This is a genomic window from Novosphingobium resinovorum, from assembly GCF_036352595.1.
Lineage (GTDB): Bacteria > Pseudomonadota > Alphaproteobacteria > Sphingomonadales > Sphingomonadaceae > Novosphingobium > Novosphingobium resinovorum_B.
On the sequence record NZ_JAZFAX010000013.1, the window covers coordinates 18065 to 34593 of the forward strand.

Sequence of the window (16529 nt, forward strand, 5' to 3'; positions counted from 1 at the left end):
GGATCACATCCGCGCGAACAACGGGATCGGGGCGAAGGCCAGTGCCACCAACCCCCACAGGCTCAGCCCGATCATCACCCCGCCAATCCACTGGGTCAGGTTCTTGCCCGAGGCCCGGCGCGTCACCAGCGCGCCGATCGGAGAAGCGATCACCCCGCCGATCAGCAGGCCGGACGCAGCAAGCGCAAAGGCGGGAAAGCCGATGCTGCCGATGAAGGCGGAGAGCACGGTGACGGTCACGAAGAACTCCGCCGCGTTGACGGTTCCCACCGCCATGCGCGGCGTCATCCCCTGCGCGATCAGGCTGCCGGTCGTCACCGGCCCCCAGGCGCCGCCGAAGGAATCGAGGAAGCCGGCGAGAAACCCCATGATCCCCACCGCCCGCATCCGCCGATAGGCCTGCGGTCGCCGCGCCCCGCGCCAGATGAGGTAAATGCCGATAGCCGCGAAATAGACCAGCAGCACCGGCCGCAGGATGCCAAGGCTCAGGTGCGAGAGCGCCCATACGCCGCACAGGCCACCCGCGATCCCCGGCACCACGAGGCGTGCGAACAACATCCAGTCGACGTTGCGCTGCAAGGCATGGGCTGCCCCGGAAACGCCGCTGGTGAAGCCCTCGACGGTGTGCGTCACCGAGGATGCGGCGGCGGGCGGCAGCCCCAGCAGCACCAGCATGGAATTGCCGATCACCCCGAAACCCATGCCGAGTGCACTGTCGACAAGCTGGGCGAAGAAGCCCGCGAGGATGAAGGGAGCCAGCGCCTCCCAGGGAATGGCGGACAAGTCGCTCACCTGCCGCTCCCCCGCCGCCGGGCGCTGCTGCCGCCGCGAAACCGCCCGGCCGGCGAAGTTAGCAGGAACAGCGCCGGGAACGCGAGCGACAGCACCGAAAGCACCCCGCTGAGCAGCGGCTCCGCGCCTGCCAGCCATGGCAACACCGCGGCCCAGATCGCGACGGCCAGGACGATCATCAATGTCCGCTCCTGCACCCGGTCGTTGAGGCCGCCGAGATCGACCTTGGCGCGCCTTTCGAACAGGCTGCGCAGGCCGATCCCGGTCGGGCTGCGGCGATCGACCAGCATCTGCGGGAAAGTGCCCTGCACCAGGCAGCCGATGCCCGCCGCGACCATCCGCACGCCCACTGCACTGGCAAAGGGCCGGAATTCGGCATTTCGATCGCTGATGGCGCGCAGGCCGGTGCGGCCGCCGAAGACCATGTCGGCAAGCGCGGTGCTCTCCGCCGGCGCCGGCTTGCGTTCCAGCGCGGCCACCTGCGTCGAGATCACCCATTCGAGGATCGCGCCCGGCACGTCGAGCCCGGTCGCACGTTCCAGACCCTGGAAGCCGGGTGCCGAATTGGCCTCGCAGATACGGTAGCCGTCCTCGTCGAACAGGATGTCGATGCCGGTGATGTCCAGTTCCAGCACGTCGGCCGCCTGGACCGCCAGTTCCGCCATCTCCGGCGGCGGATTGTAGGCGACGCCGACCCCGCCGAGCGAGACGTTGGATTTGAAACCGCCGGTCAGCGAGCGCCGCTCCATCGCCGCGATCACGCGCCCCCCCACCACCAGCACGCGCACGTCGCGGCCATGGCTGGCGCGTACGTAGTGCTGGAGGATGAAGTCCGCCTTGGCCTCCGCGCTTTCGAGCAGGCCGGCGAGATCCTCGAACTGGCTGCGGTCCTCGCACTTGAGCACGCCGGCCCCGCGCGTGCCCTTGAGCGTCTTGACGATGACCGGAAAGCCCAGTTCGCGCTCCACCAGATCGACGTCGATCGGAAACGTGCCGAGCATGGTGCGCGGGATCGGCAACCCGGCGCGATTGAGGGTCTGCAGCGTGTGCAGCTTGTCGGAAACCGTCTCGATCGTCGCCGGGCCGTTGACCAGCCGCACGCCGCGGCGCTCGAAATGCCGCAGAAGCGCGAGCGTGAAATAGTCGGTTTCGGCACCGGTGCGGCAGATCACGAAGTCCGGCTTCTCGATCGGACGGCCGTGGTACTTCATCACCCAGTCGCCGACGGTCCCGACCACGAGTTCGAAACGATGCGGCTGCAGCACATGCAGTTCGATCCCGAGTTCGCCGGCGGCTTCCTGAAAGCGGAAGACCTCGGGCACCTCGGGAATCGCCGGATCGAGTTCATGCTGAAAGAGAATCCAGCCGCGCAATGCGATCCCCCGGATTGGCCTGAAACTGGCGCTGACAAAAATGCGACTGGCCTTCGCGCATGCGTTCGGCCGGGTGTGTGTTCGGGAGAATGGCCCTGGACCACGATAGTTGCAAGCCCATGGCACTCCGGGTCGTATGGGCCGTCACCCTCACCGCGCGTTGCAAATGCACGTTTTGTTTAGGATAATCCCCTAAAGGAGCCTGGCAAAGGGGGTCGGTTCTTCATGTCGGTTGATGCACATACGATGCTGCTGCTGTCGAACGGGATCGCGTTCGTGGCGGCTGCGTTCCTGCTCATCGAATGGCGCTCCCTGCGCGAAGGGTTCCTGCTCAGCTTCGCGCTCGGGTTCCTGTCCATCGTCCTTGGCTGCTCGCTGGCGCCATTGCGACAGGATGGCTCGTTCCTGGTGGGGATCTGGCTGTCGAACGCGATGGTGCCGCTGGCGCACATGCTGTTCCTGCATGGCGCCGCCGCCTTCACGCACCGCAAGCTGCCGCTGGCCTGGCTTCTGGCCCCCGTGTTCTGCGCCATCCTGACCGCCATCCCGGTTCCCGGCGACCGGGACCAGGTCATGTCCCTCGTCAATGCGGCGGGTGTGGCCCTGCTTTCGCTACGGGCCGCCGCGATGCTGGTGGAGACGCGCCGGACGACCCGTTCGGAAACCAGCATGCTGGCATCGACGTTCCTGGTCCACGGCGCGTTCTACGGCGTCAAGGCGATGAGCGCCTTCGTTCCGGGCGCCTTCGTCGATCTTTCCAGCTATAGCGGAGCAATGATCGCGCTTTCGCTGTTCGAGGGCATCCTGGTCGAAGTCGCCCTCGCGATGTCGATCGCCGGCGCGCTGCGCCGCCGCCGCGAGGACCGCGTGACGAAGCTCGCGGAAAGCGACCCGCTCACCGGACTGCTCAACCGGCGCGGCTTCGAGGCCCATGCAGGCGCCGCGCGAGCCGGCAACGGCGCGCTGCTGGTCATCGACGTCGACAACTTCAAGACGATCAACGACTGTTTCGGGCACCAGGAGGGCGATCGGCTGCTCGGCGACCTTGCCGAGTTCCTGATGACGCGGGTTCCCCCCACCGCGATCGTCGCCCGTCTCGGCGGTGACGAATTCGCGGTCCTGCTGCCCGGGATCGACGAAGCCGCCGGGCTGGGCATCGCCGAGGATCTCTGCACCGGTTTCGCCGCTCGCCAGAGCGGCAGCAACTGCGGCACGCTCAGCATCGGCTGCGCCGCATTCCACGGCGGTTCCCAGGATCTGGACCTGGCCCATCTCCAGGCGGATCGAGGCCTTTACGAAGCCAAGAGCGAAGGCCGCAACCGGGCATCGCGCGCGCCGCGCCACGGTTCGGGAATCTTCCCGATCGCTGCCGTCGGATAGCTGTGGAACGGGCCTCGACGCCGCATATCTGGCATTGACCGGGAACCCTCCCGCGCGCGATGAGTTTGCGGGAAGGCTAATGGCGTCGGCTGATGTTCGGGGTAGCGCCGGCCGGCAGCGCGAAGGGACTTATCAGGGGCATGGCGCGCAGCGTAGGTAGTGGCGACGGGTTCATGGGACTCGCAGGCGACCTTGCGCGCCGCATCGCCACGCATGACTGGGCCGCGACGCCGATCGGTCCTTCCGAGCACTGGCCCTCCAGCCTCAGGCACGCGGTAGCGATGATGCTGGCCTCCCCCGTGCCGCTGGTTCTGCTGTGGGGCAAGCAAGGCGTCATGATCTACAACGACGCCTACGCCGATTTCGCCGGCGGTCGCGACAGCCGCCTGCTCGGCTCCAATGTGCTCGACGGCTGGGAGGAAGTGGCGGAATTCAACGCCCAGGTCATGGAGACCGGGCTCGCAGGCAAGACGCTGAGCTACCGCGATCACATGCTGACGCTGCATCGCCACGGCGCGCCCGAGCAGGTCTGGCTGAACCTCGACTACTCCCCCGTCCCCGGCGATGATGGCAGGCCAGGCGGTGTCATGGCCGTCGTCTTCGACATCACCGAGGCGCACCACGCCCGCCAGGCGCTGGAAGAAAGCGAGACCAGGCTGCGCTTCCTCGACGACCTCGGCCGCGCCGTCGCCGATTGCCGCGGGGCGGAGGAAATCCTCGCCATCACCACGCGCCTGACCGCGGAGCACCTCGGGCTGTCCAACTGCGCCTACGCGGACATGGACAATGTCGGCGACGGCTTCACGATCCGCGGGGACTGGCACGCGCCCGGCGCAACCTCGATCGTCGGGCACTACAGCCTCGCGGCCTTCGGGACGCTCGCCGTGCAGGAGCTTTGCGCCGGCCGCCCGCTCATCATCAACGACAACGCGGTCGAACTCCCCCTTGAGGAATCCCGCACGTTCCAGGCCATGGGCATCGCCGCCACCATCTGCATGCCGCTCGTCAAGGAAGGACGGCTGACGGCGCTGATGGCGATCCACGACGCAAAGCCCCGCACCTGGAACGCCTACGAACTGGGCGTGATCCGCGAAGTCACCGAACGCTCGTGGGCGCATGTCCAGCGCGTCGGCGCCGAGGAACTGCTGCGCGAGCGCGAGGACTACAACCGCCAGATTCTCGACGGCGCGATCGACTACGGCATCGTCGCCATCGACATCGAGGGACGCGTCACCCTGTGGAACGCCGGCGCCGCCGCGATGCTTGGGTGGACCGAGCAGGAGATGCTCGGCCGCCCGATCGACGTCTTCTTCACGCCCGAGGACTGCGAAACGGGCCGACCCGCAGCGAAACGGCGCGAGGCGCTGGACACCGGCCGCGCGCACGACGCTCGCTGGCACCTCCGCAAGACCGGCGAACGCTTCTGGGGCCTGAGCGAGATGACCCCGCTTCGCGACGAGGCCGGGCACGCGATCGGCTTCGTCAAGCTCATGCGCGACCGCACGTTCGAGCACGACGCCCAGGAAGCCCTGCGCCTGAGCGCGGAGCAGCTCAGCCGGGCGCAGGTGGCCGGCGGCGTCGGGCTGTTCTCGGTGGACATCGTCGCGGATACGATCAGCGGCACCGACGAGTTCTGCCGCATCTTCGGCGTACCGCAGGGCGGGGCGATGTCTCCGCGGATCTTCGAGCAGATCATCGTTCCGGCCGACCGGCACTTGTCCTCGAATAACGCGCGGCGCCATTCGGGCTTGGCCGCGATGGACGTCGAATACCGCATCAACCGCGCCGACACCGGCGAGGAGCGGGTGATCGCGCGCAAGTCCGACTTCGAGTTCGACGCCGCCGGCAACGCGGTGCGCATGATCGGCGCGGTGCAGGACGTCACCGACCGCAAACGCACGCAGATGGCACTCGAGAAGAGCGAGGCGCAGTTCAGCGCCCTTGCCCAGAACATGCCCACCCACGTCTGGACCGCACGCGCCGACGGCCAGTTGGACTGGTTCAACGACCGTGCCTACCAGTATTCCGGCGAGCCACGCGGCGCACTGGAAGGTGACGGCTGGACCCGGCTGATCCATCCCGAGGACCGTGAAACGGCGGTCCTGCGCTGGACCAGGGCGCTGCGCACCGGCGAGATCTTCGACACCGAACTGCGCCTGCGCGACGCCGACGGTGCCTATCGCTGGCACCTCGCGCGCGCCTTGCCGCTGACCGGCACGCAAGGCGCGATCACCGCATGGATCGGCACCAATACCGAGATCGAGGCGCAGAAGCAGGCCGAAGCGGCCTATGCGCAGGATCGCGACCGCCTGTGGTCCATTAGCCGCGACCTGATGCTGGTCTGCGACTTCCACGGCATGATTACAGCGGTCAACCCCTCCACCGAACGCCTGCTGGGCTGGCACGAGGGGGAAATGCTGGGTCGCCGCGTCGCCTCCTTCGTCCATCCCGAGGATCTCGAAGCCACCGCCGCCGAGATCGCCAAGCTTTCCACCGGACGGCGTACGATCGCCTTCGAGAACCGCTATCGCACCAAGGACGGCGACTATCGCCTGCTCGCCTGGACCGCCGTGCCCGACGAACGGCGCATCCATGCGATCGGCCGCGACATCACCGAGCAGCGCGCCGTCGAAGACGCCCTGCGCCAAAGCCAGAAGATGGAAGCGGTGGGGCAGCTCACCGGCGGGATCGCGCACGACTTCAACAACCTGCTGCAGGGCATCACCGGCAGCCTCGACGTAATGCACAATCGGCTGGCGCAGGGCCGCACGCAGGAACTGGAGCGCTGGCTCGCCGGCGCGCGAACCTCGGCGGAGCGTGCCGCGGCGCTGACTCACCGCCTGCTCGCGTTCTCGCGCCGCCAGCCGCTCGACCCCCGCCCGGTCCGCACCAATCCGCTGATCGCCTCGATGGAGGACATGCTGCGGCGCACGCTCGGCGAGCATATCGAGTTGTCCTTCGTGCTCGCAGGCGGACTCTGGCTGACGCGGTGCGATCCCAACCAGCTCGAAAGCGCGATCCTCAACCTCGTCATCAATGCCCGCGATGCCATGCCCGGCGGCGGCCGACTGACGATCGAGACCTGCAACGCGCATCTTGACGGCGATCATGCGGTGCGGGAACGCGAGGTGAAGCCGGGCCAGTACGTCTGCATCGCCATAACCGATACCGGCGTGGGCATGAACCGCGACACCGCCGCCCGTGCCTTCGACCCTTTCTTCACCACCAAGCCGATCGGCCAGGGCACGGGGCTCGGCCTCTCGATGATCTACGGCTTCGCCCGCCAGTCCGAGGGCTACGCGCGGATCCATTCCGAGGAAGGCGTCGGCACCACCATCAAGCTCTACCTGCCCCGATATGAAGGCGCAGACGGGGCTGCCGATCCTGCCGAAGAGAGGGACACCCCCCCTTCCGCGCAGGAAGGCGAAGTGGTGTTGGTAGTCGAGGACGAGCCGGTCGTGCGCGGGTTGATCCTCGAAGTGCTGGACGAGCTGGGCTACACCGCCATCGAGGCGTCCGATGGCCCGGCGGGTCTCGCCATCCTGCAGTCCGACCGTCGCATCGACCTGCTGGTCACCGATATCGGCCTGCCCGGCCTCAATGGCAGGCAGGTGGCGGATGCGGGACGCCTCTGCAGGCCGGGGCTCAAGGTGCTGTTCATGACCGGCTATGCCGAAAACGCGGCCTTGTCGTCCGGCTTCCTGGAACCGGGCATGGCGATGATTACCAAGCCTTTCGCGATGGATATCCTAGCCGAACGGATTCGCGAGACCATCGAGGCCTGACCCGCCGGCGCACTGCAGGGATGAGGCCCGCGACGATGGAAACGGCGCTTGCCGAAATGCCACACTTTTGCCAATACCTTGCCTGCGCAATGCGTTGTCGCGAACGCATCATTCCAGGAAAGTTCGCATGCCTGAGGAAATGCCCAGGTTCGATGGAATGCGGGTACTGGTGGCGGAGGATGAGTTCCTCGTCTCGATGCTCCTCGAAGAAATGCTCGGCGATCTCGGCTGCGAGGTCGTCGGCCCTTTCGCGACGCTGGCCTCCGCGCTCGATGGCGCGGTCTCGGACGATTACGACGTCGCGGTGATCGACCTCAACCTCGCCGGTGAAAAGGCCGATCCGGTCATCGCCAAGCTGGCCGAGCGTGCGGTGCCCCTTGCGATCGCCAGCGGCGGGTTCGAACCCGGGCTGGTGCACAAGCCCACGGTACGGCTCGACAAGCCCTACAGTTCGGCCCAGCTCGAGCAGGCGATGACGCGCCTGCATGAAGCCCTGCAGGCACGCAACTGAAGCGCGGCGCCATTGGCGCGAACCGAGCCTTCACTATTGCCGCAACGCCGACCCGGCCCTGTCGCTTGTCCTAGGCGCTGGTGAGCACGAACGGGATCGTCACGTAACCGCGCACTGCCATGGCCACGCCATTGCTCATCGTCGGCGACCAGCGCCAGTGCTTCACCGCTCGCAAGGCGGCGCCGTCAAGGCGGGAGCTGCCGCTGCTTGCCGCCACCTTGATATCCTTGACGATACCGTCGGAGCCGACCAGCAGCAACAGCTTGACCACGCCCTGTTCGTGCGCACGGCGCGAATCCATCGGATAGGAAGGCGGCTTGGCGAACAGCACCTTGCTGGAAAGGTCTCCCCCTTCCATCGTCGATGCCGGCGCCTGTGCGGGCGCAGGCGCGGCGTTCGCCTTGACCCCTTCGCTGGTCACGGCGGGCGGTGACGGCGGGGGCGGCGCATCGACCATGACCTGCTGCGGCCCCGGCGCCGGCAGTTCGATCATCGGCTTGGGCACGACGGTCTGCGTCACCGCAGCCTGAGGCGTCTCCAGCTTGGTCGGCTCGGGCGGCGGAGGCGGCGGCGGCGTGACGTCGAGTTCATGGAGGTCGACGACCGCAAGGTGCGCGCGCTCCTTGTGCGCGGCAACCATGTTCAGCGTCGCCATGCAGGCGGCGATCCCGAGAATCATCCCCGCCGAGGCGATGAACGCCACCGGATTTCCGCGCGCCGGGCTGTAGAGCGCTCGTTCGCCCCCGAGATTCTCGATCGAATCGCGAGCGATGGAGCCCGCGGTTTGCGCCCGAGGCATCAATGCCGGGAGCGGAACGGGTGCGATCTCATCCCGCATGGGCGCCGCAACTGTCGCCAATTGTAATCTCCTGCCAACCAATATTGCGAGTGATTTGCATATACACTAAGCAGCTCGTCGTCCAGAGGGCTCTGGGTATCGCAGCGACGTCGGCGGCACGTCGCCGCCCAAAAGCCCTCCCGGCGAAACTGGCGCCCGCCGAAACGAAGATTGCCGAATTGAAGGATGCGACACTTGGAAGTTGCCGACGCCCTCGAACGACACGCCGATGATCCGCGGGACGGCGGAACCTCGGATGTCGGCGCGCGGCCAACGCCCGTGGCCCCTCCGCGTCCCGCAAGGCCGAAGCCCAAGGCGAAGAAGAACAAGAAGGCCCGCGCCTTCTGGCTCAAGCAGTTACACACCTGGCACTGGGTGAGCGCGGCGATCTCGCTGGTCGGCATGCTGCTTTTCGCGGCGACGGGCATAACCTTGAACCATGCCGCCTCGATCGGCGCGGAACCAGCAGTGACCCGCAGCCAGGGCAAGCTTCCACCCGCGCTCCTGGCGGACCTGCCGGCTGCCGGCGACAGTACCGCACCGCTTCCTGCCGGAGTCGCCAAGGCCGTGGCCGGTGTCGTCCCGCTCGACCCGACCGGCCGCGCGGCGGACTGGTCCGCCGAGGACGAAGTCTATGTCGCCATGCCCGGACCGGGCCGCGATGCGTGGGTCAGCATCGATCGCACGACCGGCGATGTCGAAGCCGAAATCACCGACCGGGGATGGGTCTCGTACCTCAACGACCTGCACAAGGGCCGCAACACCGGCGGCGCGTGGTCGTGGTTCATCGACCTGTTCGCCATCGCCTGCCTGGTGTTCACGATCACCGGGCTGTTTCTTCTCCAATTGCACGCCAAGCATCGGCCGATGACCTGGCCGCTGGTCGGCCTGAGCCTGCTGATCCCGGTGCTGCTGGCCCTCCTTTTCATCCACTGACGAGAAAGCCCGTGATGACCCGCCAAAAGAACCCGGTAAGAATCCTGCCTGCGCTGCCCCTACTGGCGACCGGCGCCGCTGCCAGCCTCGGCGCCGCACCGGCACTCGCCGCTTCGGTCACCGTGACCGTACCGCAGGTCAAGGTGGCCGAGTACCACCGCCCTTACGTCGCCGGCTGGGTCGAGCCCGCTGCAGGCGGGAACGCGCGCACGCTGTTCGTGTGGTACGACCTGAAGAAGCGCGGCAACGAGCCGGGCACCAAGTGGCTTGCGGACTTGCGCACCTGGTGGCGCAAGGGCGGCCGCTCGCTCACCCTGCCCGCCGACGGCGTCAGCGGCGCCACCCGCGCACCGGGCAGCTACACCGTGGCGATTCCGGCCAACCTGCCCAAGGGCGACTACGTCCTCAAGGTCGAGGCCGCACGCGAGACCGGCGGCCGCGAACTCGTCTCGGTTCCGTTCACGGTCGGCGGCAAGGGCGGCTCGGCCTCGGGCAAGACCGAACTGGGCACCGTCACCATCCGCTGATCCGATTTCCTTCGCTTCTACACACAACAGGGGAACACCAATGCGCTTCCGCTCCATCCTGATCGCCGCCGCGGTTTCTTCCGCGCTCGCCACACCGGCACTCGCCCACCGCATGTGGCTGCTGCCGGCCACCAGCACGCTGGCCAGCACCAACGAGTACGTGACCATCGATGCCGCCGTGTCGAACGACCTGTTCTACCCCGATCACATGCCGCTCGACCCCGCGCAGGTGTCGGTCTGGGCACCCGACGGCACCGAAGGCAAGGTCGAGAATCCCTCCAAGGGACGGCATCGCGGCACCTTCGACGTCGCCGTCAACAAGGCCGGCACCTGGAAGATCGGCATCGAGCGCTCGTCGATCGGCGGCACCTTCAAGGTCGGCGCGGAAGAATGGCGCGTGGGTGGACGCGGTCGCCCGCAAGGCGCTCCCGGCGCGCCCGGTGGTCCGGGTGGCCCGGGCGCGGGTGCTCCCGCTGGTGGTCCTGGCGGCCCCGGTGGCCCGGGTGGTCCGGGTGGCCAGCCGATGCGCATGGTCGCCACCGTCGCCGACATCCCGGCCGGCGCGACCGACATCAAGCTGACCGAATCGATCACTCGCAACTTCGTCTACGTCACTGCGGGCGAGCCTTCCAAGGTCGCGCTCACCGGCAAGGGCCTTGAATTCGACCCGATCAGCCATCCCGACGAACTCGTTTCGGACGAGGAAGGCAACTTCCGCTTCCTGGTCGACGGCAAGCCGGCCGCCGGCGTCAAGGTGACCGTGGTGCCCGGCGGCAAGAAGTACCGCGAGGCCGAGGACGCGCAGGAACTCACCACCGGGCCGGATGGCGTGCTCAAGGTCAAGTGGCCGGTCGCCGGCTGGTACTGGCTGAGCGCCAGCGCCAAAGACACCAAGCCGAGCGACCCGAAGGCCACCGCGCGCCGCATGTCGTTCACCACCACGCTCGAGGTCGTCGCACCCTGACGACCGGTTCCATGCGCCTCGCCGTTCCGCTGGAAATCGACGCGGCCTCGTTCGCCACCTGGCGGCAGGGGCTGCCGGTGGTCGAACTGGACGGCGAGACCATGGGCACCACCTGGCGCGTCAAGGTCACCGCATCGCCCGGCTTCGGCCGGGCGGCGGTGACCCGCGCCATCGAAGCCCGGCTGGAAACGATCCTCGCGCAGATGAGCCACTGGCGCGAGGATTCGCTTCTCGGCCGCTTCAACCGCGCCGCGCCGGGCACCTGGCTGACACTGCCGCCGGATTTCGCGCTGGTGATCGACACGGCGCTGGACCTCGCCGAGCGATCTGGCGGCGCCTTCGATCCGGCCATCGGCGCCTTGGTAAACCTCTGGGGGCACGGCCCGGTGTCCGTAGACCGGCCGGCGGAGCAGGAGGAAATCGCGCAGGCGCGTGCCCTTTCCGGCTTTCACCGCCTCGCCCATGACCGTGCTGCGGGACGGCTGCGCCAGCCCGGCGGGTTGCATCTCGACTTGTCGGGCATCGCCAAGGGCCACGCCGTCGATGCCCTTGTCGGGCTGCTGGCGGACATGGGCTGCCACCATGTGCTCGTTGAGATCGGCGGCGAACTGGTCGGGCGCGGTCTGCGTCCCGACGGCGATCCCTGGTGGGTCGATCTGGAAACGCCGTCCCGCGACGTGGCACCGCTGCGTGTGGCCCTGCATCAACTGGCCGTAGCGACATCGGGCGACTACGTGCGCGGCCACCACACCATCGACCCGCGCAGCGGCGAGCCGGTCCGCCACGCCATGGCGGTCAGCGTCATCCATCCTTCCGCGATGCTCGCCGATGCGTGGGCGACCGCACTGAGCGTCCACGAACCGGCCGCGATGCGCCGTCTTGCCACCCGCGAACAACTCGCCGTGCGCGCTCTGACACGAGACGGGGATGAGGTGGCCGAATGGATCAGCCCGACGCTCGCATCCCTCATCGAACCGATCGCGCAGGCAGAACCGGCCGTCTGACGCGCAATCTGCAAAAGAAGGTTTCCCGCACCGGAATATTTCAGACCGATTTCAAATCTGAAATTTAACCGAAACATTTTTGAAATCCGTGCTTGATAATGCGATTGACTATCAATATCAGCCCCTCGTCAAGCTTCAGAGGGGAAGACATGTCAATCAAGCCATCCAAGGCGGCTGCCCGCCGCACGTTCCTTGCACTATCCTGCATCGCTCCGGCTTTTTCGCCGCTCGCCGCCACCGATGCCCTGGCCCAGCAGGCCGACAGCGAGCGCAGCCTTGGCGGCGTCACCGTCAGTGACAGCGCCATCACCGAACAGCCCGGCCGCAAGCTGGAATCGCCCAAGCGTACCCGCCCCGTCCGTGACACGCCGCAGACGATCACCGTCCTCAGCAACGAAGTGATCGAGCAGCAGAACCTGCTGACCCTGCGCGACGTGCTCGCTACCGTTCCGGGCGTGACCTTCGGCGCCGGCGAGGGCGGCACCGGCCCCGGCGACAACATCACCTTCCGCGGCTACAGCGCCGCCAACGACATCACCATCGACGGCGTGCGCGACAGCGCGCAGGTCACCCGCACCGATCCGTTCAACCTCGAGCAGGTCGAAGTCACCAACGGCGCCAACTCGGTGATCTCGGGCGCCGGTTCGGTCGGCGGCAACATCAACATCGTCACCAAGCGCCCCAAGGCCGACGACGCCTATGTCGCGACCGCCGGCGTCGGCACCGACGACTATTACCGCGCCACCGTGGACCTCAACAAGCGCGTCAACGACCTCGTCGCCTTCCGCCTGAACGCGATGTGGCACCGCAACGACCTGCCCGGCCGCGACGTCGAGGACTACAAGCGCTGGGGCGTGGCTCCGTCGGTGACGATCGGCATCGATAGCCCGACGCAGCTGACCCTTCAGTACTTCCACCAGGAAGATAACAACATCCCGCAGTACGGCGTGCCTTACTACAGTGGCACCGTCCCCGGCGTGCATCGCAGCGACTATTTCGGCTATCGCAACGTCGACAAGCAGCGCATCAACATCGACCAGCTGACCGCGATCTTCGAGCACGACTTCAGCGACACCGTCTCGATCCGCAACCTCGCCCGCTGGCAGGATTCGCGCCAGCTCACCATCGTCGACCCGCCGCAGGGCACTTACTGCCTGGCATCCACGGGCCTGACGCCGACGGGCGCCAGTTGCGGCACCGTCCCCGCGGGCTATTACCAGCCTTCGGGCCCGCGCGGCACCACGCGCGACATCCGCAACCAGCTGATGTTCGACCAGATCGACCTCAAGGCGACCTTCAACACCGGCGCAATCGAGCACACCATCGACGTCGGCGGTGCGGCGACCTGGGAAAAGTACGACCTGAACAACGGCAACTCGCTGCGCAATGCCGACGGCACCGCCGGCTTCGCCACGTTGCCGCTCATCAACATCGACAACCCGAACGACGTCATCGCCGGTCCCGGCGCCTTCACTTACGGCAGCAACGTCTACACCGGCGCGGTGAACTTCATCCGCACCGGCCATACGACGGGCGAGCAGACCAACGTGGCGGGCTACCTGTTCGACACGATGAAGCTGGGCAAGCTCGAACTGAACGCCGGTGCCCGCGTCGAACGCAACACCGGTACCTCGCGCACCGACACGATCTGCAGCACGGCGGCGGGTTGCGTCGTCAATGGCCAGACGATCCCGTTCGGACGGGCATCGGTCATCGGCACGCGATCGCGCAATGCCGCAACGCTGTTCTCATACCGCGTCGGTCTGGTCTACAAGCCGGTCGAGGCCGTCAGCCTCTATGGTGCCTATGGCAACTCGCAGACGCCTTCGAAGAACTCGGTCAACGGCGCCTGCACGATGTCAGCCCCCGGCGTCGTCGGAGCGACCTGCAACATCGATCCCGAAGAGGCCCGCAACTATGAGATCGGCGCCAAGGCCGAACTGTTCGACGGCGGCCTGCTGCTGACCGCATCGGCTTTCCGCAACGAGCGCAACAAGTACGCGGTCGCTTCGGCCAACCCGAGCGTCGAGCCCGAACAGCAGCTTGACGGGAAATCGCGCGTGGATGGCATCGCGCTGGGTGCTTCGGGCAAGATCACGCCTGCCTGGACGATCACGGCGAACTACACCTACCTCAAGAGCAAGCTGATCCGCTCGCTCGACAAGGACTCGACCGCGATCGATTATGCCGCCGGATCGCAGCTGACGCAGACGCCCAAGCACTCGGGCAGCCTGTTCACCACCTATCGCCTGCCCTTCGGCCTGACCGTCGGCTATGGCGCCACCTACCAGGGCAAGTTCGCGTTCAACACGCCCTCGGCCACCGCGCCGATCGTGCTCTATTCGGACGACTACCTCATCCATCAGGGCTTCCTGTCGTATGACTTCACGCCGAACCTCTCGGCGCAGCTGAACGTCAAGAACATCGGCAACAAGCTCTACTACCAGCGCATCCGCAACAACGGCTGGGCCACCCCGGGCGATGCACGCTCGGCGGTCCTGACCGTCACCGCGAAGATGTAAATCAAATCCCGGCGGACGCGCACCCACTGCGTCCGCCGGGTCTTTTCGTTTGATGCGGATCATTGTCAGCGCGCCCGTCCTGCGCGAATAGAGACCCCATGGTCATAGAAATTCCCGAGCTGTTCGACGCCGCCGAAGTCCGCGAGATCCGCGATGCACTGGAAAGTGCCGACTGGGCGGATGGCCGCGCCACCGCCGGTCATCGCGCCGCCAGGGTCAAGGAAAACGAACAGCTGCCACTCGATCACCCGCTCGCGAGGCAACTCGCCGACCGCGTGCTCGACCGGCTGGGCAAGACCCCGCTGTTCATCGCCGCCGCCCTGCCTGCACGCGTGCTGCAGCCCCGTTTCTCGCGCTATGATGGCCGGGGCCATTACGGCAACCACGTCGACAACGCGATCTTCCCGATTCCCGGCACCGGCGAGCACTTGCGCTCCGACGTCTCCAGCACGCTGTTCCTGAGCGATCCGGACGAATATGAAGGCGGCGAACTCGTCGTTGAGGACATGTTCGGCACGCACAGCGTCAAGCTGCCCGCCGGCCACCTCGTCGTCTATCCCGGCTCCAGCCTGCACCGGGTCATGCCGGTGACGCGCGGGGTGCGATTCGTCTCGTTCTTCTGGACCCAGAGCTTCGTCGCCTCGCCCGAGCGGCGGCGGCTGATGTTCGAACTGGACGGCGCGATCCAGTCGATCGCCACCGACCATCCCGATCACGCCTCGGTCGATACGCTGACGCAGGTGTACCACAACCTCCTGCGCCAGTGGTCGGCGACGTGACCCCGCCGCTGCCGCCGCTGGCGACGATCCCGCCGGATCTGCGCACCCTTGCGGATTACGAGCGGATGGCGCCGACGCACCTCGCGCCCGATGTCTGGCATCACATCGAGGAAGGTGCGGGGCGCGGGATCACCCTGTCGGAAAACCGCCTCGCCTTCGACCGCATCGGCCTGCTGCCTCGCGCCATGGCCGATCTTGACGGAGGCACCGGCGTAACCCTGCTTGGCCGCGCCCATGCCGCCCCGATCCTCCTCGCCCCGCTGGCCTACCAGCGCCTCGCCCATCCCGATGGCGAACTGGCCAGCGTGCGGGCCGCGACGGCGTTTGATACGGGGATGGTGGCCAGCACGCTTTCCAGCGTACCGCTGGAGGATATCGCCGCCGCCGCGCTGGCCCTTGCCGGTGAGATGGGGAAGCCGCGCGCACCCCTGTGGTTCCAGCTCTACCTCCAGCCTGCGCGTGAACACAGCCTGCAACTCGTCCGCCGCGCCGAGGCCGCGGGCTACGAGGCGATCGTGCTGACAATCGATGCCGCGCTGAAGCCGGCCGGCATCACGCTGCCGCCGGGCGTCGAAGCGGTGAACCTCACGGGGATGCCGCGCCCGCGCCAGACCGCCACGCCGGGCGGCAGGATCCTGCTCGGCACCCCGCTCGCCGCTGCCGCGCCGAGCTGGGACGACCTTGCCTGGCTGCGACGGGAGACCAGCCTGCCGATCCTCGTCAAGGGCCTCGTGCTCGGCGAGGATGCCGCGCGCGCGGTCCGTGAAGGGGCGGACGGGCTGATCGTCTCCAACCATGGCGGCCGGGTGCTGGACGGCCTGCCTTCGGCGGTCGAACTGATCCAGGGCGTCGCCGAGGCCACGGGCGGGCACGTGCCGCTGCTGCTCGATGGCGGGGTCCGGCTCGGGACCGACGTGGCAAAGGCACTGGCCCTCGGCGCCAGCGCGGTGCTGGTCGGGCGGCCGCAGATGCATGCGCTGGCGGTCGCCGGAATGGCGGGCGTGGCGCACATGATCCATATCCTGCGCACCGAACTGGAGGCGGCGATGGCGCAGCTGGGCTGCCCGCGCCCGGACCTGCTCACCCCGGACCGACTGGTCGCCCTGCAGCGCTGACCG

At 67.4% G+C, this 16529-nt stretch carries 13 protein-coding genes; 10 read left to right on the forward strand and 3 right to left on the reverse strand.

What is annotated here, in order from left to right:
• Nucleotides 1-3 precede the first annotated feature (3 nt).
• Both V2S85_RS13780 and V2S85_RS13785 read right to left on the reverse strand, forming a co-directional pair.
• Nucleotides 4-792 (reverse strand): sulfite exporter TauE/SafE family protein, encoded by a 789-nt coding sequence (locus V2S85_RS13780; protein ID WP_330703414.1) that lies wholly within the window; start codon nt 790-792, stop codon nt 4-6.
• Entirely contained in the window at nt 789-2165 is a 1377-nt protein-coding gene (locus V2S85_RS13785; RefSeq protein WP_330703415.1) for a RimK family alpha-L-glutamate ligase, read from the reverse strand. Before V2S85_RS13785 ends, V2S85_RS13780 begins: the two co-directional genes overlap by 4 nt.
• Nucleotides 2166-2390: 225 nt before the next feature.
• Here V2S85_RS13785 and V2S85_RS13790 point away from each other — a divergent pair, with 225 nt between their 5' ends.
• From V2S85_RS13790 to V2S85_RS13800, 3 genes are all read left to right on the forward strand, one after another.
• The gene (locus V2S85_RS13790; RefSeq protein ID WP_330703416.1) at nt 2391-3545 is read left to right on the forward strand and encodes a GGDEF domain-containing protein; all 1155 of its coding nucleotides are present in this window, start codon (nt 2391-2393) and stop codon (nt 3543-3545) included.
• 140 nt (nt 3546-3685) lie between these two features.
• Nucleotides 3686-7330: a PAS domain S-box protein gene (locus V2S85_RS13795; RefSeq protein ID WP_330703417.1), complete on the forward strand. Its 3645-nt coding sequence runs from the start codon at nt 3686-3688 to the stop codon at nt 7328-7330.
• Between the two features lie 127 nt (nt 7331-7457).
• Nucleotides 7458-7841: a response regulator gene (locus tag V2S85_RS13800; protein ID WP_330703418.1), complete on the forward strand. Its 384-nt coding sequence runs from the start codon at nt 7458-7460 to the stop codon at nt 7839-7841.
• Nucleotides 7842-7911: 70 nt separating this feature from the next.
• On the opposite strand, the gene V2S85_RS13805 is transcribed toward V2S85_RS13800, so the two are convergent.
• Nucleotides 7912-8544: a TonB family protein gene (locus V2S85_RS13805; RefSeq protein WP_330703419.1), complete on the reverse strand. Its 633-nt coding sequence runs from the start codon at nt 8542-8544 to the stop codon at nt 7912-7914.
• A gap of 330 nt (nt 8545-8874) precedes the next feature.
• On the opposite strand from V2S85_RS13805, the gene V2S85_RS13810 reads away from it, so the two are divergent.
• The 7 genes from V2S85_RS13810 (at nt 8875) to V2S85_RS13840 (ending at nt 16526) form a co-directional block, all read left to right on the forward strand.
• Nucleotides 8875-9615 carry a PepSY-associated TM helix domain-containing protein gene (locus V2S85_RS13810; RefSeq protein WP_330703420.1) on the forward strand — a complete coding sequence of 247 codons (741 nt, stop codon included), beginning with the start codon at nt 8875-8877 and terminating at the stop codon, nt 9613-9615.
• A gap of 14 nt (nt 9616-9629) precedes the next feature.
• Nucleotides 9630-10142: a DUF2271 domain-containing protein gene (locus tag V2S85_RS13815; protein WP_330703421.1), complete on the forward strand. Its 513-nt coding sequence runs from the start codon at nt 9630-9632 to the stop codon at nt 10140-10142.
• A gap of 40 nt (nt 10143-10182) precedes the next feature.
• Entirely contained in the window at nt 10183-11106 is a 924-nt protein-coding gene (locus tag V2S85_RS13820; RefSeq protein WP_330703422.1) for a DUF4198 domain-containing protein, read from the forward strand.
• A gap of 11 nt (nt 11107-11117) precedes the next feature.
• Nucleotides 11118-12110 carry an FAD:protein FMN transferase gene (locus V2S85_RS13825; protein WP_330703423.1) on the forward strand — a complete coding sequence of 331 codons (993 nt, stop codon included), beginning with the start codon at nt 11118-11120 and terminating at the stop codon, nt 12108-12110.
• Nucleotides 12111-12259: 149 nt separating this feature from the next.
• Nucleotides 12260-14632: a TonB-dependent siderophore receptor gene (locus V2S85_RS13830; protein WP_330703424.1), complete on the forward strand. Its 2373-nt coding sequence runs from the start codon at nt 12260-12262 to the stop codon at nt 14630-14632.
• Nucleotides 14633-14730: 98 nt separating this feature from the next.
• A complete protein-coding gene (locus V2S85_RS13835; RefSeq protein WP_330703425.1) occupies nt 14731-15411 on the forward strand; it encodes a Fe2+-dependent dioxygenase in 681 nt (226 codons plus the stop codon).
• Nucleotides 15408-16526, forward strand: coding sequence for an alpha-hydroxy acid oxidase (locus V2S85_RS13840; RefSeq protein WP_330703426.1), 1119 nt, complete (start codon nt 15408-15410; stop codon nt 16524-16526). The genes V2S85_RS13835 and V2S85_RS13840 overlap by 4 nt, the downstream gene beginning before the upstream one ends.
• Nucleotides 16527-16529: the final 3 nt, after the last annotated feature.

Coding starts and splice junctions, on each gene's coding strand:
- V2S85_RS13790 (WP_330703416.1), top strand. CDS start 2,391: ATGTCGGTTGATGCACATACGATGCTGCTGCTGTCGAACGGGATCGCG.
- V2S85_RS13795 (WP_330703417.1), top strand. CDS start 3,686: ATGGCGCGCAGCGTAGGTAGTGGCGACGGGTTCATGGGACTCGCAGGC.
- V2S85_RS13800 (WP_330703418.1), top strand. CDS start 7,458: ATGCCTGAGGAAATGCCCAGGTTCGATGGAATGCGGGTACTGGTGGCG.
- V2S85_RS13815 (WP_330703421.1), top strand. CDS start 9,630: ATGACCCGCCAAAAGAACCCGGTAAGAATCCTGCCTGCGCTGCCCCTA.
- V2S85_RS13820 (WP_330703422.1), top strand. CDS start 10,183: ATGCGCTTCCGCTCCATCCTGATCGCCGCCGCGGTTTCTTCCGCGCTC.
- V2S85_RS13825 (WP_330703423.1), top strand. CDS start 11,118: ATGCGCCTCGCCGTTCCGCTGGAAATCGACGCGGCCTCGTTCGCCACC.
- V2S85_RS13830 (WP_330703424.1), top strand. CDS start 12,260: ATGTCAATCAAGCCATCCAAGGCGGCTGCCCGCCGCACGTTCCTTGCA.
- V2S85_RS13835 (WP_330703425.1), top strand. CDS start 14,731: ATGGTCATAGAAATTCCCGAGCTGTTCGACGCCGCCGAAGTCCGCGAG.